The organism is Micromonospora sp. WMMD987 (assembly GCF_029581435.1).
GTDB lineage: Bacteria > Actinomycetota > Actinomycetes > Mycobacteriales > Micromonosporaceae > Micromonospora > Micromonospora rifamycinica.
Map to the genome: position 1 here is coordinate 3,558,442 of NZ_CP120861.1, position 21,840 is coordinate 3,580,281.

Sequence of the window (21,840 nt, forward strand, 5' to 3'; positions counted from 1 at the left end):
GTCGACGCCGTTCGCCGGAGGGCTGGGCTGAGCGGCCAGGTTCAGCTGTCTCCGGCGGCGTCGAGACTGCCGAGCAGGGCGACGGCGCGGGCGTCGTCGAACCCGGCGAGCAGGTCCCGTGCCTCCCGGCGCGGCGACTCGGCCTCCCCGGGGCGACCCGCCCCGACCAGGGCCGCGGCCAGGTTCGCCAGGGAAACCGCCAGGTGCCAGGCGTCACCGAGCCCCCGGTGGGTGGCCGCCGCCCGCAGATGGAACGCCACGGCCTCCTCCGCCCGGCCCGACTCCAGGTATGCCTCGCCCGCGCCGTCGAGTGCCATCGCCTCGCGGCTGCGGTCGCCCAACCGCCGCTGGATCGTGGCCGCGCGATGTGCGGCTTCCAGTGCCTCCGCCGGCCGCCCCGACGCGCACAGGACGCGGGCCTGCTCGACCAGCCAGTGCGCCAGCCACACCGGACTACCGGCATCCTCGGCGATGGCGAGTGCCCGCCCGATGGCGGCCTCGGCCTCCCCGACGCGTCCGAGTTCCCGCAACGCCATGCTGAGGAAGAACAGCGAGTTGCCCTCCTGCCCCCGGTCGGCGATCTCCCGCTGCACGGCGAGCGCCCGCTCCAGTAACTCGACAGCCTGTGCCGGATACCCGAGTTCGTAGCGGGTCTCGGCGAGATTGCTCAGCAGCAGGGCCTGCCAGCGTCGGCTACCGAGCCGTTCGAACCGGGTGAGCGCGTCCGTGAAATGGGCGAGTGCTTCGGTGAGCCGGCGGTGCCGCAGCCCCAGCAGGCCGAGGGCGTTCACCGACACCGCCGTGCCGTGCTCGTCGCCGATGTCGCGGCGGATCGCCAACGCCGCCCGGTGGTGTTCGGCCGCCTCGTCGAGCTGACGGGCCTGGAAGTGGGCCTTGCCCAGGCTTTCCAGCGCCTCCGCCTCGCCCCGGCGGTCGCCGAGCGAGCGGGCCGCCGCCAACCCGATCCGGGCGGTGGTGAACCAGCCGTCGAAGGCGTTGCGGTGCATGAAGACGCTACGGAGGATCGCGGCGAGCTGCCACGCCACGCGCGACAGGTCGGTCTCGGCGGCGATCCGGGTGGCGGCGACCAGGTTGTCGCGTTCCCCGTCGAACCAGGCGTCCGCCTCGGCGGGGCTGGCGAAGGCCAGCGGCACGACGCCGGCCGGTGGTTCCAGCGGCACGGTGCGGTTGAACGGCAGGGTCCGCGCCAGCGCGGCGTCCGCCGAGTGCAGATACCACGCCAGTACGCGACGTAGCGCCTCCAGCCGGTTCTCCTCGTCCTCGAACTGCCGTACCTGGTCGACCGCGTACGCGCGCAACAGGTCGTGCAGCTGGTAACGCCCGGACGCGTGCTGCTCCACCAGATGGGCGGTGACCAGCGCATCCAGCGGCTGCCGCACCTGCGCGGTGGGAACCCCGGCCAGCGCGGCAACCGCCGGCACGCTGAAATCCGGCCCGGGATGCAGCCCGATCAGCCGGAACAACCGGGCCGGCACGGTGCTCAGCCCACGGTAGGACCAGGCGAAGACGGTCCGCACCGCGTCGGCCTCCTCGTCGTCTTCGGCGGTGAGCGCGTCCCACAGTGCCGACTCGTCGCGCAGGTCCTGGATGAGATCCCCGAGCGGCATGAACGGGCGGCCCGCGGCCCGTTCCGCGGCGATCCGTAAGGCGAGCGGCAGACGGGCGCAGAGCCGCGCCAACTCGATGAGCTCGTCGGGATCATCGCCGGCTCGATGGTCCGCTGTGACGGTGCGCAGCAGGGCGACGGCGTCGTCCTCGGTCAGCATGGGCAGGGTGAGCCGCCGACCGCCGTCACGGGTGACCAGCCCGGAGAGCATGCTCCTACTGGTGACGATGGTCAGACAGGTGTCCGAGCCGGGCAGGAGCGGACGCACCTGTCGGGCGGTGGCGGCATTGTCGAGGACCAGCAGCACCCGCCGGTCGGCCAACCGGGAGCGGTACAACGCCTCGCGGTCCTCCCGGTCGGTGGGAATGGCGGCAGCCGGGACGCCGAGCGCCCGCAGGAACCGGTCGAGCACCGCTTCCGGTCGGGTCGGCTCGCCCGGGTCGTATCCGCGCAGGTTGGCGTAGAGCTGTCCATCCGGGAAGCGGTGCCGGGCGCGGTGCGCCCAGCGCAGGGCGAGGGAGGTCTTGCCCACCCCGGCCGTTCCCGTGATCACCGAGAGGGTCACCTGGGCGTCGCCGTCGCCGGTCAGCCGGTCGAGGGCACTCAGCTCCACGATCCGGTTGACGAAACCGCGCACGTCGCCGGGGAGCTGCCGAGGTGGCGGCTCGCGGTCGGCCGCGTCGCCGTGGAAGTGCACTCCGCCGAAGACGTCGCGCGCCTGGACCAGATCGGCGGGACCGTCCAGCTCCGACCGGTTGACATGGCGGGGCGTCGGCTCCTGACCGTCCCGCTCACTCACGTCAGTCGACCCGCGGGGGCTCCAGGGGCGCCACGGCGCGGGCGAAGAACGCGTCGAGAGGCTCGCCATCGCGGTAGAGCGACTCGATGAACGCCTGGCAACGCGCCACCAGCTCCGGATCGCGCCAGCGGCGGGCCGCCGCCAGCACCCCCTCGCCGTCGTACACCGCTTCGTACATGACCTCGGTGCCGAGGGTGTAGATCTCCGGTAGCACACCTGTCGACTCGGCGCTGGCGACCCGTGCGGAGTCGACCACCCGGGTCAGGCCGCCGTACTCGTGGCGCAGCCGCAGCACGTGCAACTCCCACTGAAGGTAGGGCGTGAGTGGTTCGTCGACGACACGTACCCGTCGGGTGGCGAAGCCGGTGTCGGCGATCCGGCGGTAGTAGTCGGCGAACTCGGGACGACGAGCCTCCAGGATGCGCAGCGAATCGGCCCAATAACCCTCGGCGAAGGCCCGCCAGCCCTCGTCTCCGGGCTCCTGGAACGTCTGCTGCCGTTCCAGTTTCCAGAACCCCGGCGCTGCCGTCTTCCAGAACCGGTCCTCGAAGTCTGCCCAGTAGTCCGCCAGGTCGAGCCGCTCGCCGGGATCGCCGCCGAGGAGGTCATGCATCGGGGATGTCCACCTTCGCCGCGACGACGGTGGAACGGGGAACGATGATCAGTCGTTCGCCCGGGTCGATCGACACTCCATCGGGCAGCCGGCCGCGATACTCCTCCGTGGCGTCCTGCCCGATCATCGCGACGTCGCCGTTGCTCAGCTCCCAGATGTCCGGGCAGCTACCGTCGCCGGAGGTGTTGCCCAACTCGTGCGACGACTTTCCCCAGCGTCGAGTGAGTTCGGCGGAGGTGTCCGCCCGCCAACGGTTCCCACTCATCTGGACCTCCAGATGGGTTCACGAATGGAATATCGACCGTATTATCGAGTTGCCCGACTTCGTCGCTCTGTCAGCTGTCGTATTTCCGACGCAAAGCGCATTCGAGGAGAACCGGATGACGGACCCGATCATGCTTGCCGCCGTCACCACGCTCGTCACATGGGGCACCACCCAACTGGCCCAGGGCGGTCGGGAAGCGGTGGGTTCCCTGGTCGCCTTCCTGCGTGAACGCCTCCGGCGCGAACCGGCCGCGCAGGCAGCGATCGAAGCGGCGTTCGCAGAGCCCTCACCTGCGGCTACCCGCCTGCTGGCTGCCGTCGTAGCCGAGGAGGCGCAGCGCGACCCCGGCTTCGCCGCCGAGTTCCACGACCGGTGGGCGCGGGTCGAGGCGACCCTCGCCGCCGGCGCGGGCGGGGTGGTGAACTCGGTCTCCGGCGACGTCGGTGGCCCGGTCGTCCAGGCACGCGACATCCACGGCGGTATCTCCTTCGGCAGGTGACGGCGCGCGAGATCGCGGTAACGCTCGTTTGCCCACGCGGTCATTGATCTGATTGTCTTGCCGGCTCAGAGACGAGACCACAGGGGACGGGGTCGGCATGGTCACAGCGCAGGAAACCACGTTGCAACGTCTGCTGGCTGCCGGGTGCCGAGATCGCCGCCGCCAAGCTCGCCCTGCGGCCGAACTTCCCGTTGACGGTCCTCGCCGACGCCGACGCCGAGGCCCGGGACGCGCTGCTCGACCATCTGCGCTGGTTCTACGACCAGGCGCAGGTAAGCGCCGCCGAAAAAGTCGCCCCGGTCTAGCCGGTCCAGCCGCTTCGATCCCTTGACCCGGAGGTCCGTCCGTGCCGCAGCTCGCCTTCGCCCACAGCTTCCGGCACAGCTACGACACGCTGGAGAAGCCGGCCAAGGCCGGCGTACGCAAGGCGATGAAGAAGGCCCGGACATTGCCGATGGTGGCCCTCAACGCCGAGACCATCCTCTTCGCCAAGGAGGTCACGCCGCCGTTGACCGCTAGACCCCGAAGGAGAACAGTGCCGCAACCCTTGACTCTCGCCGAGATGCTGGCCGTGCTCGACATCCCCCGGTCGGTCTCCGACCTGCGACGTTACTATCTGGCCACCGGCGACGCGGCGTTCACCGGTGGCCAGTTCGACCATCTCGGTGGCGGCGGCGACCGCCCCGAAACGGCCGGTGCCATCACCGCCGAGGATCTGGTCGCGGTGGAACTGCTCAACGTGCGGGTGCCGCCCCGGAGCGCGCTCGACCTGTTGCAGGGGCCGCTCGGTGAACGGGTCGCCGTCGAACTGGCGAGGATTCCGGTCGACGTCGCGCTGGGCGCCGACAAGGCGTACCCCCTGGTGGTGGCGGGCGGTGCTGCGGACACCGCATGGCGGGCGCTGCGTGGCGCAGACGGCATCGGGCGGGTCATCGCCGGCAAGCTGCTCGCCCGCAAGCGTCCCAGGCTGGTGCCGGTGTACGACGCGGTGGTGTCCTGCGCTTACCGCACCGGCACCGGTTTCTGGGAGTGGCTGCACGGCAGGCTCCGCGAGGAGGACGGCGTGTTGGGGCAGCGGCTCCGCGCACTGCACGAGAAGGCGGAACTGCCCGACGTGGTGAGCCTGATCCGCGTCCTGGACGTGGTCTTCTGGATGCGGCACCGCCCCGCGCACAGCAATCCCTGCACCGGAATCCGCCTGCCGTGAGCCAGGACGAGCGACAGTTCACGGTACGCCTCCGGGGCGTGGGACCAGAGAAGTACGCCGACATCGTCAACGCGGTGTGGATGCAGATGCAGGCGATCGGTTGCGACTTCACCGTCACGCCGGACGGGCAGAGCGACGCGGCCAAGCTCGACGCCCGCTGGGACGACTACAGCGGGGTCTCCTGGACGGAGGGCGGCCGGGACGGAACCCCGCAGGCGAAGGCGGCGCGCGCCCGCGCCCACCGGACCCGCAACCGGCGCTCCGCCGACACCGGCGAATGACGACGCGAAGGTCGGCAGCCAGCCGACCCACGGAGCGCGTCTGCGTCAACTGCGGGGAGATCGTCGACGGTCGGGCGAACACCCGTCGGCGTGGCCCGGACATCGCCTGGTTCGTCCACTGCCGACCGTGCGCGGACCTGGTCGCCGACCAGATGCAACCACTCAACCGGCTGCCGGACAGCGGCGTCGATCTCTACCGGTGCCGGGTGTGCGGCAGCCTCCGGGTCTGTCGCACCGGCTGGCGTACCCGGTGCCACATCTGCCTGGACGAGCGCTCCGCCGGCACGGGCCTCGCCGCCGGGGCACGCCTGCTGTCTCGACTGTCCGACGAGCCGGGACTCGCGGACCAGGTACGCCGCTTCGCCGGCCTGGCCGTCACCGACACCATCCCCACCCGGGCCGCCGCCGAGTTCCAGGCCGTGATCGCGCTCGACGCGGAACTCGACAGGCGTCGCCGCGACGGCTGGGTCGACCTGGCCGGCGACGTCCACGGCCTACCCTGGTACGGCGAGCGGCAGGAATCCTTCTCGCACGGCACCTGGGGACGGCACCTGCGCTGCGACTCGTGGCAACGGCTCCGCGACCGCAGTTGCGCCCGGTGTCCACCCGAGCACGAGGACCGGACCTTCGCCGCACTGCGCGACACGCCGTACCTGCTGTATCTGGTGCGGCACCGGGGGGTGCAGAAGTTCGGCGTCGGCGGGGTGGATCGGGTGCGGCAACATCTGCGGGCGGGTGCCCAGGTGGTGGAGGTCGTCGAGGGCCGGCACGCCGACGTCATCGAGGCGGAGGCGGACCTCAAGCGGGAGAAACGGGCGGCGGGGGAGTCGCTGAGCTGGTGGCGAACCCGCCGGATGCCGCCGACGTTCGGAGCGGGCACCGAAGTGGTCCGGGCCGGCGTACGGATCAGACTCGCCGACCACCTCCGCGACGGAAGCGACGTGACCAGCCGCTTCACGGGCACCGGCGAGACATGACCCGATGATCCCACGCTATCGGACGAGCGGAATGGTGAACGGACTGGCTGTCGGCACTACGTGATGAGGCGGTAATTGGGGATGCCCCGATTGCGTTCCTCGGCGGGCAGGTCAAGGGAGAGCGCACTGACCCCTTCGGGGACGAGCGCTCTGGAGAGGTGGATTCCCTCCAGGCAGGTTCCGCACCAGAATGAGGCGTAGCCGTGTCGTGCCCCTAGAGGAGCGGTGAAGACCAGGCGGAGCGTCTCATGGCCGCAGTTCGGGCACGGAAGATCGGAGGAGGCCGGCAGAGTGCGGTACACGACGTCGTACGCATCCAGCCACTCGTCGAAGTTAGCCATCACTGTCCTCCGTCTGGCCTGACCGGATGGTCGTTCCACCATCGTTCTTCGTGGGCGTATGCTCGGTCCTCGAAGGCGTCGGCCTCGTCACGTGTCGTAGGGTAGGGATGCCCGTCCCGGAGTTCCGACACGTGGAACCTCTCGTGCTCAAGGGTCCGGGCCAGATCCTCCTCGCTGCGGAACGCCTCGCGGCAGAGCATGACCGATTGATCGGGTCTGGTCACCCCACACACGCCCGAGATCCGGTTGTTAATGCTGAACCGGATGCCGGACACCTCGATGCCGTATTTGGTGGCGATCCCCTGAACCGATTCCAGGCTCATCGGCATCCGGGGTCCATGGCCTCTGCCCCGTACCCGATTGAGGTCATCAGCGGTGGGGCCGGCGTGCCGGAGCCGGTTGAGGGCCTGCTTGAGCGCGTCGATCAGGTCGCCGAGGCGGCGGAGTTCCGGCAGCAACCGTCGCAGGCTGGCCAGCAACCCGCGTAGCAGTCGCGCGATCCGGGCCGCCCAGGAGCCCACCAGCGTGGTCACCTGCTCCACCACCAGCGGTGTCGCCAACCCGCCGGTGATGAGCAGTTCGCCCGCGTACACGATGAGGCGGGAGACGCAGGCGGCGATGGCGTCGCGGACGAGGAGCCGGACGGCGGCGACCAGGCCGGCGGCGCCCTCGGTGGCGGCGGCGAGGGTGTCCGCGCCCTGGGCGAGCCCGGTGACGGCCCGGTGCTGCTCGGCGGCCCAGGCCCGGTAGGCGGGGCCGGCGCTGCCGCCCCAGCCGGCGACCTCGGTGCGGACCGCGTGGGTCAGTTCGGCGGCGTCGGCGCGCAGCGAAGCGGCGACGTTGCGCCAGGTCCGGGCGTGCGCGGTGATCTGCGCGGGGTCACCGGCGAGCCAGTCCAGGGCCTCGCTGAGCGGTCTGACGTGCTCGATGAGCCAGGCGATGCCGTACTGGAGCAGGGCACCTACCGGGTCGGACACGAGGGCGAGGGCGTCCAGGCCGGCACTGACCACGCCGAGGCTGCCGTCGATCCAGTTGCCGGTGCGGACGCCCTGGGCGATGAGGTCGATGTCCTCGCAGATCCAGATCCCGGCCCAGGCGGTGGGGCCGGCGGACGACGGGGTGGCGACCAGCGGGTTGCCGGTCACCGGCGGTCCCGTAGCCGGTCGAGCTGCCGGGCGGCCCGGGCGTCGGCGGCCCGGTAGCCGTCGGCGCCGGACCGGAGTTTTCCGGCGGTGTCGCGGACCGAGCGGGCGGCGGTGCCGACACCGTCGACCAGGGTCCGCTGGAGGTCGGCGAGCAGCACCGGCATGATCGCGCAGAGCTGTCCGTACGCGTCGGTGTCGAGCTGGACGTGTTGGCCGGCCCGGCGGGCGGTGTCGAGGCTGTCGGCGCAGCGGTCCAGGTGGGCGGCGTGGGTGGTCAGGTCGTCCGGGTCGACCCGGATGTGGTCACCGGCCGGCATCCGGTGTGCCCTGGCCGGGGTGGAGCCGCTGCCGGTGCGACTCGATGATCGCCCGGGCGGTCGGGTCGTCGGGGCCGAGGCTGCGGGTGGTGGCCTCGGTGATCCGTCGCAGCAGGTCGGCGCGGGCGGCGCGGCTGGTCGCCATGATCTGCCGGGCGGTGTGGGTCGCGCTGTGCTGCCGGGTCTGTTCGTCCAGCCGCAGGTCGACCAGCAGGCCGGTGGGGTCGACGGTGACCTCGACGGTCCGGTCGGGACTGCGGGCGGTGCCGGTCAGGGCCTGCACCTGCGCCGCGAGCTGCCTCGCCCGCTCCGCCCGGTCGGTGAACGATGCTTCCCACTCGTCCAGTCGACGGGCCGTCGCGTCCAGCGCCGCCTCGTCCGCCCACATCCCACCCTCCCCGGGGAGCACCGGCCACGGCCGCGCCGACACCGTGCCTGACAATGCCGCGAGCTCCGGTGACCGGCAGACCGTGATCACCGACAGGCTATCAACCGGTCACTCCGCGGAGTGTCCCCTGGTATCGATAAATGCTGATGCAGTGTGGCGTTCGCGCCCTCGGGGCCGGCGGTGGCCCAGCTCACCGCCGCTACCGGGCCCGGACGTCGCGCCGGTCCGGTCCGGGTGCGTAGAGTTCCCGGGTCGGGCCGGCGGTCGGCCCCGGAGGCCAGGGCGGGACGATAGCGGACATGACGGTGGACAACGTCGGACAACCGGGCGACGCCGACGGCCGGGGGCACGGGCCCGGCGGCCCGGGGGTCGACCAGGACGAGTTGGCGGTCGCCCTGCGCGTCTTCGCGGCGTTGGAGTCGCTGCCCAGCGACCATCCGGACGTGGTGCGGGTGCAGCGGGCCACCGCCCGGCTGTTCAAGATGGTCAAGCAGCGCCGACGCGAGGAGCGGCGGGAGGCCGTGCTCGCCCACGACCGCGCGGTCACCGCCGCCACCGCCACCGGCGCACCGGGCCGGATCGACGACGAGACCAGGGGCATCCCGCTCGCCTCGCCGACCGCCGGGGACAGCGCCGGTACGCTGATCAACCCGCGCGGCTGCTACATCTGCAAGACCCGCTACCGCCAGGTCGACGCGTTCTACCACCAGCTCTGCCCCGACTGCGCCACCCTCAACCGGCAGCGCCGCGACGCGCGGTGCGACCTGACCGGACGGCGGGCGCTGCTCACCGGGGGACGCGCCAAGATCGGCATGTACATCGCGCTGCGGCTGCTGCGCGACGGCGCGCACACCACGATCACCACCCGGTTCCCGCACGACGCGGTCCGTCGGTTCACCGCCATGCCGGACAGCGCCGACTGGCTGCACCGGCTGCGGGTCGTCGGCATCGACCTGCGCGACCCCGCCCAGGTGGTGGCGCTGGCCGACGCGGTGGCCGCGCAGGGTCCGCTGGACATCCTGATCAACAACGCCGCCCAGACGGTACGCCGCACCCCCGGCGCGTACGCCCACCTGGTCGCCGCCGAGGCGGCGGCGCTGCCCGAGGGTCCGCTGCCGGAGCTGCTCACCTTCACCGGCGGCCGGGGGGTCACCCTGGCGCTGCCGGACGGCACCCTGCCGGCCCCCACCATCGCCCCGCACGCCCTGACCGCGCTGGCGTTGACCGGCCGGTCCGCCACGCCGGAGCGGATCGCCGCCGCGACCGCCGTCGACGCCGGTGGGCTCGCCCCCGACCTCGGGGACACCAACAGCTGGGTGCAGCGGGTGCACGAGGTCGACCCGGTCGAGCTGCTCGAGGTGCAGCTGTGCAACGTGACCGCCCCGTTCGTGCTGGTCAGCCGGCTCCGGCCGGCGCTCGCCGCAGCCCCGACCGGGCGGGCGTACGTGGTGAACGTCTCGGCGATGGAGGGGCAGTTCGCCCGGGGCTACAAGGGGGCGGGACATCCCCACACCAACATGGCCAAGGCGGCGCTGAACATGCTGACCCGCACCAGCGCCGAGGACATGCGGGCCGACGGCATCCTGATGACCAGCGTCGACACCGGATGGATCACCGACGAGCGCCCGCACCCGACGAAGATGCGCCTCGCCGACGAGGGTTTCCACGCCCCGCTGGACCTGGTCGACGGCGCGGCCCGGGTGTACGACCCGATCGTCCGGGGCGAGCGGGGCGAGGAGCTGTACGGCTGCTTCCTCAAGGACTACGCGCCCTGCGCCTGGTGACCGGCGTGGGGTGACCCCGGTGGGCGGGCCGCGACGGCCGGACCCGGCACGTGGTCGGGCCGAACCGGGTGGCCCGGGGGGTCAGCCCTGCGCGGTGGCCGACGGGAGGGCGCTGCCGCCCTGGGGCGCCTCACCGGCCATCAGCCGGGCGATCTCCGCCCGGTCGGCCGCCGACGGCAGTCCCCACTGCGGCCGGTAGCCGTAGACCTCCCGCAGCGGCCGGGCGGAGGTCCGGCCGTCGAGGATCTCGACCGCGTCGGTGTCGATCAGCCCCGGGTGCTCCACCCCGCACGCCTCGGCGACCTTGACCAGGTCCCGGCGCAGGGTGCCGATGTAGTTCGCCGCCCGCACCGACTTGCGGGCCGGGTCCAGACCCCGGGCGAGCCAGGCGTTCTGGGTGGCGACACCGGTCGGGCAGGTGTCGGTGTGGCACTTCTGCGCCTGGATGCAGCCGATCGCCAGCATCGCCTCCCGGCCCACGTTGACCAGGTCGCAGCCGAGCGCGAACGCCACCACCGCGTTGTCCGGCAGACCCAGCTTGCCCGCGCCGACGAACACGGTCTGCTCGTGCAGCCCCCGCTCGGCGAAGGTCCGGTAGACCCGGGCGAAGCCCTGCTGGAACGGCAGCGACACCGAGTCCGTGAAGATGAGCGGCGCGGCGCCGGTGCCGCCCTCGCCGCCGTCGACGGTGACGAAGTCGACACCCCGCCCGGTGTCCCGCATCAGCGTGGTCAGCTCCTCCCAGAACCCCAGGTCGCCGACGGCGGACTTGATCCCGACCGGCAGCCCGGTCTCGGCGGCCAGCAGCTCCACCCAGTCCAGCAGGCTGTCGCAGTCGGAGAACTCGGCGTGCCGGGACGGGCTCACGCAGTCCCGACCCGGTTCGATGCCCCGGGTGGCGGCGATCTCGGCGGACACCTTCGCCCCCGGCAGCAGCCCGCCCAGGCTGGGCTTCGCGCCCTGGCTGAGCTTGATCTCCAGGGCGCGCACCGGTGCGCCGGCGACCAGGTCACGCAACCGGGCGAGGTCGAACCTCCCCCGGGCGTCCCGGCAGCCGAAGTACGCCGTACCGAGCTGGAAGACCAGCTCACCACCGTGCCGGTGGTACGGCGACAGCCCGCCCTCGCCGGTGTTCTGCAGGCAGCCGGCCAGCGCGGCCCCCTGGTTCAGGGCGCTCACCGCGTTGCCCGACAGCGAACCGAAGCTCATCCCGGAGATGTTGACCACCGAGGCGGGGCGGAACGCCCTGGCCCGGCCGCGTGCCCCGCCGAGCACCTTCGCCGCCGGCAGCCGCACGTCGTGTCCGGCGGTCGGGACCGACGACGGGACGGTCCGGGCGAAGGTGCGGTGCTTGATGATCGGGTAGCCGGGGCTGCGTTCGATGTCGTTGTCGGTGCCGAAGCCGAAGTAGTTGTTCTCCTGCTTGGCCGAGGCGTAGATCCAGCGCCGCTGGTCCCGGGTGAACGGCCGCTCCTCGTCGTTGCCGGCCACGATGTACTGCCGCAGTTCCGGCCCGATCGCCTCCAGCAGGTAGCGGGCCCGTCCCACCAGCGGGAAGTTGCGGAGCAGCGCGTGGTCGCGCTGGAGGACGTCCCGGGCGGCGAGGCCGGCGACGGCGGCGGCGATCACGGGTACGGTGCGGTTGGCCCACGTCATGCCGGCCACACTCCCCGTTGCCGCCGCCGCCCAAACGGCCCGTCCGCGCGGCGCGCGGTTCAGCGGTGGTGGAACGACTGCCGGACGACGCCGCCGACCAGGGCGCACCAGGTGCCGGTGGGAACCCGGCCGGTGCGGGGCAGCCCGTGCAGCGTCTGGATGTCCTGCACGGCCCGGCGGGTGGCGTGGTCGTACGTGCCGGTGACGGTGACCTCGGCGTAGCCCTTCCAGTTCAGGATGAACTGCACCGCCTGCACCGGCAGCCCGGTGGCGTTCCAGTCCAGTTCCGGGACGAGCGTTTCCCAGGTGGGGCCGGTCAGGGTGGCGTCGACGTCGACCGGGATGCCGTTGCGGGCCTGCCAGTCGGCGATCGCGGCGATGGTGGCGGCGTCGAAGGTGCCGTTCGGGGTGACCGGGTAGCCCCGGTGGGCCAGCAGGTACTGGGCGACCTGGACGGCGGGGGAGCTGACGAAGCGCCACAGGTCGGGCCAGCGGCGGGCCGGTACGTCGGTCAACCGGGTGCCGAGCCGCCGGAAGACCCGTCGGCGCACCCCGGGGAAGAGCCGGTAGAACTGCGCGCCGGGGCAGAGGGTGGTGCGGAAGTCCCAGTGGCCGAAGATGTCGTGGGCGTGCAGCCCGTACTGCCGGCAGACGGTGGTGCAGAGCCGCACCAGCGAGTCGAGCAGTTCCTGCGGCGGGGTGTCGGTGACGTAGGTGCCCTCGTTCTCGATGCCGATGGCCCGGCCGTTCTCGCCGGGGCAGTGCGCCGAGACCATCTGCCGGTCGCCGGCCCGCAGCCGGTCCAGGCTGCCGTGCCGTCCCTCCAGGACGTACCCGCCCCGGCTGACGGTGAAGTGCTGCCCGGTGTCGGACCAGCCGTTGCCGTCCATGTGCAGGTCCTGGCAGTCGTGGGCCAGCTTGACCGCCTGCTCCCGGGACTGGTCGGTGACGTTCGGGAAGGCCATGTGGTGCACGATGATCTTGTTGGTGGGGATCGTGCTGACCGACAGCGGGTCGGCCGGCGGCCGGGCGCCCCACCCGGCGCAGTCGATGATCCAGTCCAGGTCGGCCCCGGGCGCCGCCGCCGCGGGGGACGGAAGGGCCAGGTCGGACCCGACGACCGCGACGGTGGCCGCGCCGAGGCCGGCCCGCAGCAGGGTACGGCGGTCGAGTGCGGGGCGTACGGCGGGCATGGCGGCTCCTCGGCGACCGGCGGCGGCACCGCCGGCGAAGGTGAAGACGATCTCCAGCGGGTGCACGTGAAGTGGAGGATATTGTCACCACGCCGGTCGGCGCTAGGGGGCAGCATCGATCGATATCGTGCCGCCGGCCCGGTCCGTGCCGCCGGCCCGCCCGTCCGAGCGCCGGTTGGCCCGGCACCGGATCACCCGCGTCACCGGCCGTCGGGGTGGGTCAGTCGGCCGTGGCGAAGTGGTCGAGGGCGGCCAGCAGGTGCCGGCGGGTCGCCGCGGTGCCGAAGTGGCCCGCCTCCTCGACCAGGTGCAACCGCGAGCCCGGCCACGCCCGGCGCAGCTGCCACGCGGTGACCGGTGGGCTGCCCAGGTCGACCCGGCCGTGGATCAGCACCCCCGGGATCCCGGCCAGCCGGCCGGCGTCGCGGATCAGCTCACCCTCGGTCAGCCAGGCCCCGTGCGAGAAGTAACGGGTGCAGATCCGGACCATGGCGATCCGGTCCGCCGACGGCCGGTCGCCGTACGGGTTGCCCACCCCCTCGGTGGAGACCAGCGCGTCCTCCCAGGCGCACCAGTCCAGCACGGCGCGCTCCCGTACCGCCGGGTCCGGGTCCTCCACCAGCCGGGCGTACGCGCCCACCACGTCGTCGTCCGGGCCGACACCGCCCCCGGCGAGGAACCGTTCCCACTCCCGGGGGAAGTACCGGCCGACGCCCCGGTAGAGCCAGTCGATCTCCGACCTGCGGGTGGTGGTGACGGCGGCGATGACGATTGCGGACACCCGCTCCGGGTGCCGCTGCGCGTACGCCAGCAGCAGCGTCGAGCCCCACGAACCGCCGTGCAGCAGCCACCGGTCGACGCCGAGGTGTTCCCGCAGCCGCTCCATGTCGGCGACCAGGTGCGCGGTGGTGTTGTGCCGCAGGTCGGTGGCCGGGTCGGCGGCGTGCGGGGTGCTGCGCCCGCAGTTGCGCTGGTCGAACAGGACCACCCGGTAGCGGGTCGGGTCGAAGTTCCGTCGGGGCCAGGGGCCGCAGCCAGAGCCCGGTCCACCGTGGACGACCAGCGCGGGCCGACCGGCGGGGTTGCCGCACACCTCCCAGTAGACCCGGTTGCCGTCGCCGACGTCGAGCAGCCCGTGGTCGTACGGCTCGATCGGCGGGTACCGCTCGTCCATCGGTGGCCTCCCCGGGGCGTGGGATACGTCAGCACCGCCACCCTACGGCCGGGCGGGTCACCACCGTCGCCGCCCACCGGGCCGGCGGCGGCCCGGCCGCCGGGGCGTCGACAACGCCCGGGTGACCGGAACTATTCTCCGGGGACGGACGTCCGGACGCGAGGAAACAACCGTTGCGCCGATGGACCGCAGCTCGCCCCGGGTAAGAATGATCAGTGTGGCCCTGACCTGTGACCAGTCCCGGCGGACCGGAAAGGCCGGCGGGTGACCGGCGACTGGCGGTTGTCCGGCTACACCCCGGTACGGCAGCTCGGCGCGGGTGCGTCCGGCCGGGTGCTGCTCGCCACCCACGACGCCACCGGCACCCCGGTCGCCATCCGGTACCTGCCCGCGGCCCTCGGCGACGACCCCGCCTTCCGGCTGGCCTTCCGGGAGCAGGCGCGACTGCTGGTCGACGTGGACGCCCCGCACGTCTGCCGCCTCTTCGAGTACGCCGAGTCGCACGCCGCCGCGGCGATCGTGACCGAACTCGTCAACGGTGTGACGCTGCGTCACCTGCTGCGTGCGCACGGCCCCACCGGGCCGGAGGCCGCGCTCCGGGTTCTCAAGGGTTCCCTCGCCGGGCTCGCCGCCGCGCACGCCCGGGGCGTGGTGCACCGCGACCATCGCCCGGAGAACGTCCTGGTCGGGGTGGACGGCCGGACCAAGCTCACCGGCTTCGGCCTCGCCCCGACCCCCGGTGGCGGCCACGGCGTCCCGCGCCACCTGGCCCCCGAACAGTGGACCGGCGCACCCGCCGAGCCGGCCGGCGACATCTACGCCGCCACCGCCACCTTCTTCGAGTGCCTCACCGGACGGCCACCCTACGACGGCCCGGACCTGGCCACCCTGCGCGCCCAGCACGCCGCCGCGCCGGTGCCGACCGGGCCGACCCCCGCGCCGCTGCACGACCTGCTCCGGCACGGGCTGGCCTGGTGCCCGGCCGACCGGCCCCAGCCCGCCGAGATCTTCCTCGCCGAACTGGAGCACACCGCCGCCCGTTCGTACGGCGGGGACTGGGAGGAGCGCGGGCGGCGTCAGTTGGCCGAGCGGGTCGCGCTGCTCGCCGCGTCCCTCCCCTTCCCCGACGGCGTCCCGGTGCCCGCCGCCGTCAGCGTCGCGACCGAACCCCACGCCACCCGTCGGGGTGGCACCCGCAGCGCCCTGGTCGGGGTGGGGCTGACCGCGGTCCTGCTGACCGGCGTCGTCGGGGTGACCTACGCGGCCCGCCGACCCGGGCCGGTCACCCTCGCCGACGGCACCGCCGTGCCGGGGGCGACCGCCGCCGCCACCCGCAGCGCGGCCCCGCTCGCCGCCGCGCCGGCGATCACCGTCGTGCCGCCGGAGCCGAGCCGCAGCCCGACCCCGGCGGCCACCACCACCGACCCGGCACCCACCACCACCCCGAGCCGGCCCACCGCCGCGACCACCACCCGGGGACGCACCCCGGGCCCCACGCCGGCGGCGACGCCTGTCAGCCCGCTGCTGCCCCCCGACATGTTCGCGCCCACGGTGTCCGCGGTGGACGCCAGCTCGGCCATCGTGGAGCCGCAGGGCTGCCCCGAGACGGTCACGTCGACCACGGTCACCGCCAGGGTGGTCGACGACCGGGCCGGCGGCGACCTGCTCCGGGTGGTGTTCCGCTACACCCTCGACGGGGTGGTCCGCACGGTCGGGATGGACCAGACCGCCCCGGACACCTTCCGGGGCACCCTCGGTGACCTGCCGGTGCCCGCGTCGGTGACCAGGATTCCGGTCGAGGTCATCGCCGTCGACGACGCCGGCAACGCCTCCGCGCCCGCCGGCCCGATCGTGGTGTCGCTGCTGTCCACCTGCACCTCGGGCTGAGCGCCGGGGTTTCCGGCGTCCCGGCCGCGGGTAGCTTCGGGGGTCGGCCAAGCTGACGGTGGAGGACGACGGATGACGGACAATTTCGGCGACGCGGTGGGCGACGCGGTGCGGGCGGTGCTGCTCTTCCTGCCCAAGGCGGTCGCCTTCGTGGCGATCCTGGTGGCGGGTTGGCTGGTCGCCAAGGCCGTCCGCAAGATCGTCGACAAGGTGCTGGAACGGGTGCGCTTCGACCGGGCGGTCGAGCGGGGCGGCATCAAGACCGCCCTGGCCCGCTCCCGCTACGACGCCAGTGACATCGTCGCCAAGCTCGCCTACTACGGGGTTCTGCTGGTGACCCTGCAACTCGCCTTCGGCATCTGGGGGCCCAACCCGATCTCCGACCTCATCGCCGGGGTGATCGCCTGGCTGCCGCGCGCCTTCGTGGCGATCGTCATCGTGGTCGTCGCCGCCGCGATCGCCAACGCCGTGAAGGACATCATCAGCAGCGCGCTGGGCGGCCTGTCCTACGGCCGGGTGCTGGCCAACATCGCCTCGGTGTTCATCCTCGGACTGGGGGTCATCGCCGCGCTCAACCAGATCGGCGTCGCCACCGCGGTCACCACGCCGGTCCTGGTCGCCGTGCTCGCCACCGTCGGCGGCATCCTCGTCGTCGGGGTCGGTGGCGGGTTGATCCGCCCGATGCAGGCCCGCTGGGAGTCCTGGCTGACCCGCGCCGAGCAGGAGTCCCGCACCATCGCTGCCCATGCCCGGGCGTACCAGGCGGGCCGGCGGGACGTCGAGGCCCGACTGAGCCCGCAGCCGCCGGCCGGACCCACCGCGTCGCCCGCTGCCGGGGTGACCGCCCCGCCGACGGCGCTGGACGACGACGCCGAGCGGACCCAGGTCGTGCCCCGTCCCGACGAGGCGGAACTCACCCAGGTCCTGCCCCGCGCCGACGATGCGGAGCGGACCCAGGTGGTGTCCCGCCCCGCCGACGCCACCCCGGCCGTGGCCGCCGACGGCACCGACCCGGTCGCCGCCCCGAAAACCGTGGTGCCGCGACAGGCCGGGTCGGCCGACGGGTCCACCACGGACAGCGACGCCACCATGGTCATCCCCCCGCTGGACCCCGAACCGCCCCGACGCTGACGGTGGCCGGGCCGGTGGGGGAGCCTGCGCGTCGGTCGCGCCGAGGCGGCACGCGCCGGCGGCCGCCACCGACGGACACGTGGTGGCGGTCCCGGCGGCGGGCGTGCCGTGCCTGCGGAGGCTAACCGGGGCCGTCGGGCAGCGCGTCGAGGTAGACCCAGCCGCCGTCCTCCCGGACGAACCGGCTGTGCTCGTCGACCGTCCCGGGCCGCCCGGCGGCCCGGTAGTGGGCGCGGAACGCCACCGTGCCGGCGCTGTCGAGCAGGCCACCGCCGGTGCGCTCGAGGATCTCCAGCCGGGTCCACCGTTGGGCGGGATCGAGTCGCAGCCGCGCCGGCCGGGTGCTGGAGTGCCAACTCCGCAGCAGGTAGTCGGGATCGCCGACGGCGAAGGCGCTGAACCTCGAGCGCATCAGCGCCTCGGCCGTGCCGGCGGTGCCGTCGCCCCGGTGCAGCGGTCCGCAGCAGTCGGGGTACGGCAGGCCGGTGCCGCACGGGCAGGCCGGTGGGGTGCCGCCACGTCGGCGGGGTGCAGTCTTCGCCACGGTGCCCATCCTGCCGGACGCCCGGAACCGACGACCGGCCCGGCCCGGCCCGGCCCGGCCCGGGCCGCGTCGCCCGCCGCTGGGTGTCCTGGGCGCGGGTACGCGGAGAGGTCGTCGCGGGTGGTGATCCGGTCGGCGCGGCCGCCGACGGTGCGGTGGTGGGCGGCGGCCCCGACGGTCAGCCGACCGCGGTGGCCCGGACGACGATGTTGTCGGAGTAGTCGCCGGACCGCTCGTCGAACCGCCCCCCGCAGGTGACCAGCCGCAACGTCGGTCCCGGTCCGCCCGGACCGTAGACCAGCCCGGTGGGGAAACTCCGCTTCGGGTACGCCCCGACACCGTCGACGGCGAAGGTGACCGTCCGCCCGTCGGCGCGGGTGACCCGGACGGTGTCGCCGGGGCGCAGCCGGCCGAGCGCGAAGAAGACCGCCGGTCCCTCCCGGGTGTCGACGTGTCCGACGAGGACGGCGTTGCCCGCCTCGCCGGGGCTGACGCCGGGGCGGTACCAGCCGGCGACGGCGGGGCGGTCCAGGGGCGGCACCTCGAGGACGCCGTTCGGGTCACCGGCCACCGGCACGAGGTCGGCGTGCACCCCGATGCCCGGGATGTCGAGGCGTACCGGGGTGGACCGGGGTAGTGGCGGGATCGGCGAGCGGCTGCCGTTGCCGCCGCTGACGTCGATGCTCGGCTGGGGTGGTCCGACCGGACCGACGGTCAGCCCGGCGGCGAGCAGGGCGATCCCGGTGGTGCCGCTGACCGCGACCGCCGCGATCGCGGTGCGGGTCCGGGCTGCCCGTTCGCGTACGCCCATCGCCCGTCCTCCCCGACGTCCGATGTGGTCGGGGTGCCCGTACCGGTCCGTGCCGGTGCGGGCACCCGTCCCAGGGATGGTGTGTCCCGTCGGCGGGCGACGCCGGTCACGGCCGGGTCGTCGGCGCCGACTGCGTGGTCAGGCGACGGTGGATGCCGCCCGGCGTCGGCGGCGCAGCAGGACGGTCGCGCCGAGCGCCGCCGCGCCGGCGAGCGCGCCACCGGCGGCCAGGAGGCCGGTGTTGTCGGTGCCCCCGCCGCCACCGGCGGGGGCCGCGCCGATCGGGGTGACGGCGAAGGTGGCGCTCCCCGCCGAGCTGCCGTCGCCGCAGGTGGCGGCGACGGTGTAGGTGCCGAGGGTGAAGCCGGCGGTGAAGAGTTCGGCGCTCAGCCCGCCACCCGCCGCGGCGGTGGTGGAGCGGACGTTCTGGTCCCGGTCCGGGCCGGTGACCCGGAAGATCACGTCACCCGATTTCGGATTGCAGGTGGTCGCGGTGAGCACGACCGTTCCGCCGACCGGGGTGGAGGCCGGCGACACCGTGGTGTCCGCGAGCGCGGCCGTCGGGAGCAGGAGCGTGCCGAGTCCCACGCCGAGCGCCGTCGATACGAGAACCTTCTGTGCCTTCATAGCGTCTTCCCTCACTTTTCGTCCGCTGTCTGCGTGGGACGTCGTTCGGGTGGCCAACTCCGTAACTAGCACCGGTGTGCCCAACACTAGGAGGGTTGGCCCCTCGTGCCGGGCTGAATGAGAAATCTTCGTTGCCGTCACGTGTTTTCCCCTGCGCTGCCGAGCGGTGGGAACGCCCGGACAGGACGGACACCGGACCATTCGACGCCGTGGCCGGATCGTCCGGAAAGCTGCTTGCGGGTCCGACCCTGGTGCGTGGTCAGTCCGCCCACCCCACAACCCAGCCTCCTAGGATGCCTTACGCGACGTGCGCCCCACCCCGGAGACCGCACCCGACCCACGGGGGAGCTACGCCCCTCCCGCCACGACCGGCTGTCCGACGACCACCATCCCTGCGCGGGAGCGCCCGCCGGGGTCAGCGGCGGCGGGCCTGGAGGGTGTACGTCTGGGGGAGCCGCCACGGACGTTCCGCCAGCCGCCACTCGCCGTGCTCGTCGCGGACCTGCCGCCCCGGAACGGCGTCCCAGGGGGCGCTGTCGTGCTCGCGCAGCATGGTCAGCTCCAACCCCGCGTCGAGCAGGGCGGTGACGACCTCACCGAGACCGTGGTTCCATTCGTGGGTGGTGTTGTTCGTGAAGGTCGCCTCGGTGCTCACGTAGGTGCCGTCGCCCTGCCACACCAGCGGTTCGGCCCGCTCGAAGTACGGGTGTTCCACCGTCAGCAGGCCGTCGGGGCGGGTCTCGTCCAGCGCCCACAGCATCGGGTGCCCCTCGCGCAGGAACAACCGCCCACCGGGGCGCAGCAGGGCGGCGACCACACCGGCCCAGCGGCGGACGTCCGGTAGCCAGCACAGCGCACCGATGCCGGTGTAGACCAGGTCGAAGCCGCCCGTGCCGAGGACGTCGGGCGCGTCGTAGACGTCGGCCTGGACGAAGTCGACGGCCGCGCCGGTTCGGGCGGCCAGCAACCGGGCCTGGGCGAGGGACTCGCCGGAGAAGTCGAGCCCGGTCATCCGCGCGCCGAGGCGGTGCAGCGACACGGTGTCGGTGCCGATGTGGCACTGCAGGTGCACACCGCGCAGCCCGGCCACGTCACCCAGGCGGGGCAGGTCGAACCGCACCACCTCGCTGAGGTACGCCGGGTCGGCGGTGAAACGGTCCACGGCGTAGTCGGGCGAGGCGGCGTGCGCGGCGGCCCGGTCGTCCCAGTTGGCCCGGTTGAGCGCGCGGTAGTCGGTGTCGGGCCGGTGCTCGCCCTGGTCGTCGTCGGTCACCGGCTGACCGTGCCAGATGCCGGGTGCCCGTTCAACGGCAATTCGCGTCACCGTGACCCGTGCCGGCCCGCCGGGTGACCGGCCGTCGGGGGTGGCTCAGCCCGGCGCGGGGTCGGTGACCCAGCCGGTGACCAGCACCAGACCGGTGGGACGGTGCACGGCGAGGAAACCGAACGGCCGGTCGACGTCGAAGCACCAGCGTCGGCGGCGGACCGTGGCACGGGGCGCCGCGCCACCGGCCCGCAGGCTGATCGCGGTGACCGCCGCGGCGCGCAGGCCGGTGGCGGTGAACTCGGCCATGGCGCTCTGCCGGGCGGCCGAGACGGACAGCCGGGGACTGACGTCGGGGAAGTGGTCGCCGTCGCGGGCGGCGGTGGCCAGGCCGAACAGGTCGGCGTGGTGGAGCAGGTCGTGGTCGCCGGTCACGGTGAACCCGACGGTGCGTACCAGCAGCTCCGGCCGGTCGTCGGAGGCCTCGACGGTCTCCTGGGTGACGCCGGGTCCGACCGCCGGGGGCAGCGTCGCGGGGTGGTCGAGGGCGCCGAGCGCGGCCGGTAGCACCCGGGCCGGCGGCTGCCCGGTCGGGCCGAGGACGAGCAGCACGTCGACGTCGGCCGTCCCGGTGACGGTGAGCAGGCTGACCGCTCCGATGGCGGTGCCGGCCACCCGGAGCGCGGCCGGATCCCCGCCGGGCCGGTGCAGGCCGGCGAGCCGGCGGCCCTGCCACGGCCCGGTCGTCGGCTCGGATCGGGCCGGCCGGAACGGGGTGGCCCAGTCGACGAGCACGGTCAACGCGTTGGCCAGCACCAGTGCGGTGCCCGCGCCGACCGGGACCGGCATCCGGTCGATCAGACCGTCGGTGTGCCGGTGCGCCCACCGGTCGAGCAGCGGCTGGTCGACCGCCGGGTCGCCGGTCAGCTCGCCCCGGATCGAGGCGTCCAACCCGGTGCGCCACCGGGGCCCGAGCGGCAGGCCGGCGCGGGACCAGAAGCCGGTGGCCAGTCGGGTGGTGGGGGAGTCGACCGGTGGCTGGGGGACGGGGGCGACGGCGCGCAGCTCGTCGCGGGCCGGGCCGGTCGCGTACCGGGCGAGCAGGTCGAGCAGCGGGTACAGCCCGGCGCCGGACAGGACGGTCTGCCGGTCGTCCAGGCGGGACGCCCAGTGGGCGGTGAGGACGTTGGCGGGCGGGCTCATGGGGCGGCAGGGTACCCGGCTCGGCGTGCCGCCGTCCGGTGCCGCTCCCGGTGGAGCCGCCCGTGTGGTGCCGTTCCCGGTCGGGGTGCCACCCCGCCGACCCACGG

The 21,840-nt window shown here is 73.6% G+C and carries 22 protein-coding genes; 7 read left to right on the forward strand and 15 right to left on the reverse strand.

Annotated features, from left to right (window positions below; translation table 11 throughout):
• Nucleotides 1-41: 41 nt before the first annotated feature.
• From O7612_RS14960 to O7612_RS14970, 3 genes are read right to left on the reverse strand one after another with little or no spacing between them, the layout of a single operon-like run.
• Nucleotides 42-2,426 (reverse strand): tetratricopeptide repeat protein, encoded by a 2,385-nt coding sequence (locus tag O7612_RS14960; protein ID WP_282265026.1) that lies wholly within the window; start codon nt 2,424-2,426, stop codon nt 42-44.
• A gap of 1 nt (nt 2,427) precedes the next feature.
• The gene (locus O7612_RS14965; RefSeq protein WP_282265027.1) at nt 2,428-3,039 is read right to left on the reverse strand and encodes a DUF6879 family protein; all 612 of its coding nucleotides are present in this window, start codon (nt 3,037-3,039) and stop codon (nt 2,428-2,430) included.
• Entirely contained in the window at nt 3,032-3,304 is a 273-nt protein-coding gene (locus tag O7612_RS14970) for a hypothetical protein (RefSeq protein WP_282265028.1), read from the reverse strand. Before O7612_RS14970 ends, O7612_RS14965 begins: the two co-directional genes overlap by 8 nt.
• Nucleotides 3,305-3,419: 115 nt before the next feature.
• Between O7612_RS14970 and O7612_RS14975 the strand changes: the two genes are divergently transcribed.
• From O7612_RS14975 to O7612_RS14990, 4 genes are all read left to right on the forward strand, one after another.
• Complete coding sequence (locus tag O7612_RS14975) at nt 3,420-3,803, forward strand: hypothetical protein (protein WP_282265029.1); 384 nt, start codon at nt 3,420-3,422, stop codon at nt 3,801-3,803.
• A 346-nt stretch (nt 3,804-4,149) separates the two neighbouring features.
• Nucleotides 4,150-5,010 carry a DUF6308 family protein gene (locus O7612_RS14980; protein ID WP_282265030.1) on the forward strand — a complete coding sequence of 287 codons (861 nt, stop codon included), beginning with the start codon at nt 4,150-4,152 and terminating at the stop codon, nt 5,008-5,010.
• On the forward strand, nt 5,007-5,291 hold the full coding sequence (locus O7612_RS14985) for a hypothetical protein (protein WP_282265031.1): 285 nt from the start codon (nt 5,007-5,009) through the stop codon (nt 5,289-5,291). The genes O7612_RS14980 and O7612_RS14985 overlap by 4 nt, the downstream gene beginning before the upstream one ends.
• Nucleotides 5,288-6,268 carry a hypothetical protein gene (locus tag O7612_RS14990; RefSeq protein WP_282265032.1) on the forward strand — a complete coding sequence of 327 codons (981 nt, stop codon included), beginning with the start codon at nt 5,288-5,290 and terminating at the stop codon, nt 6,266-6,268. Before O7612_RS14985 ends, O7612_RS14990 begins: the two co-directional genes overlap by 4 nt.
• 56 nt (nt 6,269-6,324) lie before the next feature.
• Here the strand turns inward: O7612_RS14990 and O7612_RS14995 are convergent, their stop codons facing one another.
• Genes O7612_RS14995 through O7612_RS15010 form a run of 4 tightly spaced genes read right to left on the reverse strand, consistent with a single transcriptional unit; the run spans nt 6,325 to nt 8,459 of the window.
• Entirely contained in the window at nt 6,325-6,609 is a 285-nt protein-coding gene (locus O7612_RS14995) for a hypothetical protein (RefSeq protein ID WP_282265033.1), read from the reverse strand.
• Entirely contained in the window at nt 6,609-7,754 is a 1,146-nt protein-coding gene (locus O7612_RS15000) for a WXG100 family type VII secretion target (RefSeq protein WP_282265034.1), read from the reverse strand. Before O7612_RS15000 ends, O7612_RS14995 begins: the two co-directional genes overlap by 1 nt.
• Nucleotides 7,751-8,071 carry a type VII secretion target gene (locus O7612_RS15005; RefSeq protein ID WP_282265035.1) on the reverse strand — a complete coding sequence of 107 codons (321 nt, stop codon included), beginning with the start codon at nt 8,069-8,071 and terminating at the stop codon, nt 7,751-7,753. Before O7612_RS15005 ends, O7612_RS15000 begins: the two co-directional genes overlap by 4 nt.
• Entirely contained in the window at nt 8,058-8,459 is a 402-nt protein-coding gene (locus O7612_RS15010) for a YbaB/EbfC family DNA-binding protein (protein WP_282265036.1), read from the reverse strand. Before O7612_RS15010 ends, O7612_RS15005 begins: the two co-directional genes overlap by 14 nt.
• A 299-nt stretch (nt 8,460-8,758) precedes the next feature.
• Between O7612_RS15010 and O7612_RS15015 the strand changes: the two genes are divergently transcribed.
• Complete coding sequence (locus O7612_RS15015) at nt 8,759-10,243, forward strand: SDR family NAD(P)-dependent oxidoreductase (RefSeq protein ID WP_282265038.1); 1,485 nt, start codon at nt 8,759-8,761, stop codon at nt 10,241-10,243.
• A gap of 81 nt (nt 10,244-10,324) precedes the next feature.
• Here O7612_RS15015 and O7612_RS15020 read toward each other — a convergent pair whose 3' ends face one another.
• The 3 genes from O7612_RS15020 to pip all read right to left on the reverse strand — a co-directional run bounded on the left by O7612_RS15020 (nt 10,325) and on the right by pip (nt 14,266).
• Nucleotides 10,325-11,899, reverse strand: a complete 1,575-nt coding sequence (locus tag O7612_RS15020) for an FMN-binding glutamate synthase family protein (RefSeq protein WP_282265039.1) — start codon at nt 11,897-11,899, stop codon at nt 10,325-10,327.
• 59 nt (nt 11,900-11,958) lie between these two features.
• On the reverse strand, nt 11,959-13,158 hold the full coding sequence (locus O7612_RS15025) for an N-acetylmuramoyl-L-alanine amidase (RefSeq protein ID WP_282265040.1): 1,200 nt from the start codon (nt 13,156-13,158) through the stop codon (nt 11,959-11,961).
• A gap of 154 nt (nt 13,159-13,312) precedes the next feature.
• On the reverse strand, nt 13,313-14,266 hold the full coding sequence (gene pip / locus O7612_RS15030; RefSeq protein WP_282265041.1) for a prolyl aminopeptidase: 954 nt from the start codon (nt 14,264-14,266) through the stop codon (nt 13,313-13,315).
• Nucleotides 14,267-14,530: 264 nt separating this feature from the next.
• Here pip and O7612_RS15035 point away from each other — a divergent pair, with 264 nt between their 5' ends.
• Nucleotides 14,531-16,153 carry a serine/threonine-protein kinase gene (locus tag O7612_RS15035; protein WP_282265042.1) on the forward strand — a complete coding sequence of 541 codons (1,623 nt, stop codon included), beginning with the start codon at nt 14,531-14,533 and terminating at the stop codon, nt 16,151-16,153.
• A gap of 72 nt (nt 16,154-16,225) precedes the next feature.
• Entirely contained in the window at nt 16,226-17,284 is a 1,059-nt protein-coding gene (locus O7612_RS15040) for a hypothetical protein (RefSeq protein ID WP_282265043.1), read from the forward strand.
• Nucleotides 17,285-17,405: 121 nt separating this feature from the next.
• Here the strand turns inward: O7612_RS15040 and O7612_RS15045 are convergent, their stop codons facing one another.
• The 5 genes from O7612_RS15045 to O7612_RS15065 all read right to left on the reverse strand — a co-directional run bounded on the left by O7612_RS15045 (nt 17,406) and on the right by O7612_RS15065 (nt 21,733).
• The gene (locus tag O7612_RS15045; RefSeq protein WP_282265044.1) at nt 17,406-17,828 is read right to left on the reverse strand and encodes a YchJ family metal-binding protein; all 423 of its coding nucleotides are present in this window, start codon (nt 17,826-17,828) and stop codon (nt 17,406-17,408) included.
• A 178-nt stretch (nt 17,829-18,006) separates the two neighbouring features.
• The gene (locus O7612_RS15050) at nt 18,007-18,639 is read right to left on the reverse strand and encodes a class F sortase (protein ID WP_282265045.1); all 633 of its coding nucleotides are present in this window, start codon (nt 18,637-18,639) and stop codon (nt 18,007-18,009) included.
• 138 nt (nt 18,640-18,777) lie between these two features.
• Nucleotides 18,778-19,266 carry a hypothetical protein gene (locus O7612_RS15055; protein WP_282265046.1) on the reverse strand — a complete coding sequence of 163 codons (489 nt, stop codon included), beginning with the start codon at nt 19,264-19,266 and terminating at the stop codon, nt 18,778-18,780.
• A 415-nt stretch (nt 19,267-19,681) separates the two neighbouring features.
• Complete coding sequence (locus tag O7612_RS15060; protein ID WP_282265047.1) at nt 19,682-20,539, reverse strand: class I SAM-dependent methyltransferase; 858 nt, start codon at nt 20,537-20,539, stop codon at nt 19,682-19,684.
• Nucleotides 20,540-20,635: 96 nt separating this feature from the next.
• Nucleotides 20,636-21,733, reverse strand: coding sequence for a serpin family protein (locus O7612_RS15065; RefSeq protein ID WP_282265048.1), 1,098 nt, complete (start codon nt 21,731-21,733; stop codon nt 20,636-20,638).
• Nucleotides 21,734-21,840 lie beyond the last annotated feature (107 nt).

Bases quoted from the DNA above. Each gene is read 5' to 3' on its own strand.
- O7612_RS14965 (WP_282265027.1), bottom strand. From the start codon at position 3,039: ATGCATGACCTCCTCGGCGGCGATCCCGGCGAGCGGCTCGACCTGGCG.
- O7612_RS14970 (WP_282265028.1), bottom strand. From the start codon at position 3,304: ATGAGTGGGAACCGTTGGCGGGCGGACACCTCCGCCGAACTCACTCGA.
- O7612_RS14975 (WP_282265029.1), top strand. From the start codon at position 3,420: ATGACGGACCCGATCATGCTTGCCGCCGTCACCACGCTCGTCACATGG.
- O7612_RS14990 (WP_282265032.1), top strand. From the start codon at position 5,288: ATGACGACGCGAAGGTCGGCAGCCAGCCGACCCACGGAGCGCGTCTGC.
- O7612_RS14995 (WP_282265033.1), bottom strand. From the start codon at position 6,609: ATGGCTAACTTCGACGAGTGGCTGGATGCGTACGACGTCGTGTACCGC.
- O7612_RS15005 (WP_282265035.1), bottom strand. From the start codon at position 8,071: ATGCCGGCCGGTGACCACATCCGGGTCGACCCGGACGACCTGACCACC.
- O7612_RS15010 (WP_282265036.1), bottom strand. From the start codon at position 8,459: ATGTGGGCGGACGAGGCGGCGCTGGACGCGACGGCCCGTCGACTGGAC.
- O7612_RS15015 (WP_282265038.1), top strand. From the start codon at position 8,759: ATGACGGTGGACAACGTCGGACAACCGGGCGACGCCGACGGCCGGGGG.
- O7612_RS15020 (WP_282265039.1), bottom strand. From the start codon at position 11,899: ATGACGTGGGCCAACCGCACCGTACCCGTGATCGCCGCCGCCGTCGCC.
- pip (WP_282265041.1), bottom strand. From the start codon at position 14,266: ATGGACGAGCGGTACCCGCCGATCGAGCCGTACGACCACGGGCTGCTC.
- O7612_RS15040 (WP_282265043.1), top strand. From the start codon at position 16,226: ATGACGGACAATTTCGGCGACGCGGTGGGCGACGCGGTGCGGGCGGTG.
- O7612_RS15050 (WP_282265045.1), bottom strand. From the start codon at position 18,639: ATGGGCGTACGCGAACGGGCAGCCCGGACCCGCACCGCGATCGCGGCG.
- O7612_RS15055 (WP_282265046.1), bottom strand. From the start codon at position 19,266: ATGAAGGCACAGAAGGTTCTCGTATCGACGGCGCTCGGCGTGGGACTC.
- O7612_RS15065 (WP_282265048.1), bottom strand. From the start codon at position 21,733: ATGAGCCCGCCCGCCAACGTCCTCACCGCCCACTGGGCGTCCCGCCTG.